We start from the raw sequence: 1,937 nt of genomic DNA on the forward strand, positions 1-1,937 counted from the left end.
TTTTAAAATCTGCTTTCGCAAAGATTACCGTCAGTTAATGGGCTACAGAAAACCTTGGTTTAGTGGAAACCGTGAATTTGGCGAAAAGTGCGTATCCCAAGACAGGTGGAAAAATCACTGGTGATGTTGATGCTAGTGGTTGGATTGGTGGCAGTAAGCTATACGAACGTCTAGAAAATGGCACATTAGTGCCTGTTGGCAAACAAAATATCGCGTTACTGGAGAAATCAGGTTGGTGGAAATGCGGAGATAAAGGTTTCTATCTTCAATGGGGATACACTAAAGGAAGTTTGGGAGAGGAGCATGAGTGGGTTCAATTCCCAATTCGTTTCCCAACTGCTTGTTTCGGTGGTTTGGCAACAGTGACGTTACCGTTTAACGTGCAAGGAACACTATCTGCATATTTTGGAGGCCCGACACAAGAAGGCGCATGGGTGACGGTTGACCAGTCGAGAAATGCGTACGATAAATCATATGTTTTTTGGTTTGCTATAGGGTATTGATATGTATATTTACAGCGCAAAAACAAACGCATTCCATCCGATTGAACTAAAACAATGCTATATCGATGCTGGGAGCTGGCCTAACGACGGCGTTGAAATCAGTGATGAGAATTACAAGAGTTTTCTGAACGTCCCTGCGGGAAAACGGTGGGCAGCAGGTTCTGACGGATACCCTAAATTAGTAGATGTGTCTCCTCCAACACTTGAGCAATTGCAGCAACGGGCAGAACGGGAGCAGCAGCGATTAATGAACATAGCCAGAGAAAAAATTGAGCCTCTTTTGGATGCGGTTAGTTTGAATATTGCTACCAATGCCGAGAAATCGGCATTAACCGAATGGAGGCGCTACAGAGTGCTGCTCAATCGAGTTGATTGCTCTACCGTTCCCAATATTGCATGGCCGGAGGTACCGAAGTAAGAATAGGGGCGTTATGCCCCTGACTTCATGATGGTTTTCCAGGCCAATTAATATCTGGTGCTAATGTGACATCAATACGGCTCAGTGATATTTGGTATTTTTTCCAAGTTACTAACTGTGCTTTTTCCTCATCATTCGCCATATTTAGATCCATCGCATCTTGTAATGGTGCAATTTGGTTTGTTGCTTCAGCTATTAATTGCTGTTTTTGAAATTTAGCCTGTCGCTGCAATTCTTCTTTCGTGGGGGAAGGGATATCTGCCCATTCTGGTAAACCATTTTTACCCGCTATTCGGTATTTACCCTCTGGAGGAATACTGCTGGCAAACTCAATGAAAACAGCCTCATTGACTTCCACTGCATCGCTTGGAAATGAACCGGCATTGATATAGTCTTGTTTCCATTCGACCGGATAAAATGCGTTAGTTGTTGCACTGTAGTAATACATGATTAGAATCCTATTGCAAACCAGAAGGAACCGAGCTGATCCTTTCCTATTTCAGCCCCAAATTTATCAAATGAATAAACTGTTGAATAATTATCTGATGGGATACTAGAAGCACGCACAGAAACATGCATATTTATGCATTGATTTGGAAACGGTACAGGAAAAGTAATCTTTATTTTTCCCTGTCCAGCAACATCATTACGCCCCCACTGATAGATTAATCCTGTATCTCCACATTTCCACCAACCATTTGTAGATTTTAAGGCTATATTTTTGCTGCCATATCGGGCATCAGATTCAGACTTTGTGTACGATTGTCCAACTAGGACGTAATTTCCCTTGAGTTGAAACCGCCTATCACAGTCACCTGTGGTATATGCACCGAGTTCTCTTGGGGATGGTTTGTTTATTGAACTGTATACCCGAATACCCGGTGCTTCATATACTCCTTTACCAGAAACATATCCCGTTGCATCCACATTCCCATTTACAACACCACCCGATTTTGGATACGCACTTTTCGCCAAATTCACGGTTTCCACTAAACCAAGGTTTTCTGGAATTTGTA

4 protein-coding genes are annotated in these 1,937 nt (G+C 42.6%); 2 read left to right on the forward strand and 2 right to left on the reverse strand.

From position 1 onward, the window contains the following. The first annotated feature begins 77 nt into the window (after nt 1-77). Both KZ793_RS21385 and KZ793_RS21390 read left to right on the forward strand, forming a co-directional pair. Nucleotides 78-503, forward strand: a complete 426-nt coding sequence (locus tag KZ793_RS21385) for a gp53-like domain-containing protein (RefSeq protein WP_225817130.1) — start codon at nt 78-80, stop codon at nt 501-503. 1 nt (nt 504) lies between these two features. Further along, complete coding sequence (locus tag KZ793_RS21390) at nt 505-921, forward strand: tail fiber assembly protein (RefSeq protein WP_225817131.1); 417 nt, start codon at nt 505-507, stop codon at nt 919-921. Between the two features lie 25 nt (nt 922-946). Here the strand turns inward: KZ793_RS21390 and KZ793_RS21395 are convergent, their stop codons facing one another. Next, a complete protein-coding gene (locus KZ793_RS21395; protein ID WP_225817132.1) occupies nt 947-1,369 on the reverse strand; it encodes a tail fiber assembly protein in 423 nt (140 codons plus the stop codon). Between the two features lie 2 nt (nt 1,370-1,371). Next, nucleotides 1,372-1,937: gp53-like domain-containing protein (locus KZ793_RS21400; protein ID WP_397443652.1), on the reverse strand; the 566-nt coding region annotated here is incomplete at its 5' end.

Origin of the sequence: Photorhabdus antumapuensis (genome assembly GCF_020387775.1) — a bacterium.
Lineage (GTDB): Bacteria > Pseudomonadota > Gammaproteobacteria > Enterobacterales > Enterobacteriaceae > Photorhabdus > Photorhabdus antumapuensis.

Bases quoted from the DNA above. Each gene is read 5' to 3' on its own strand.
- KZ793_RS21395 (WP_225817132.1), bottom strand. From the start codon at position 1,369: ATGTATTACTACAGTGCAACAACTAACGCATTTTATCCGGTCGAATGG.
- KZ793_RS21390 (WP_225817131.1), top strand. From the start codon at position 505: ATGTATATTTACAGCGCAAAAACAAACGCATTCCATCCGATTGAACTA.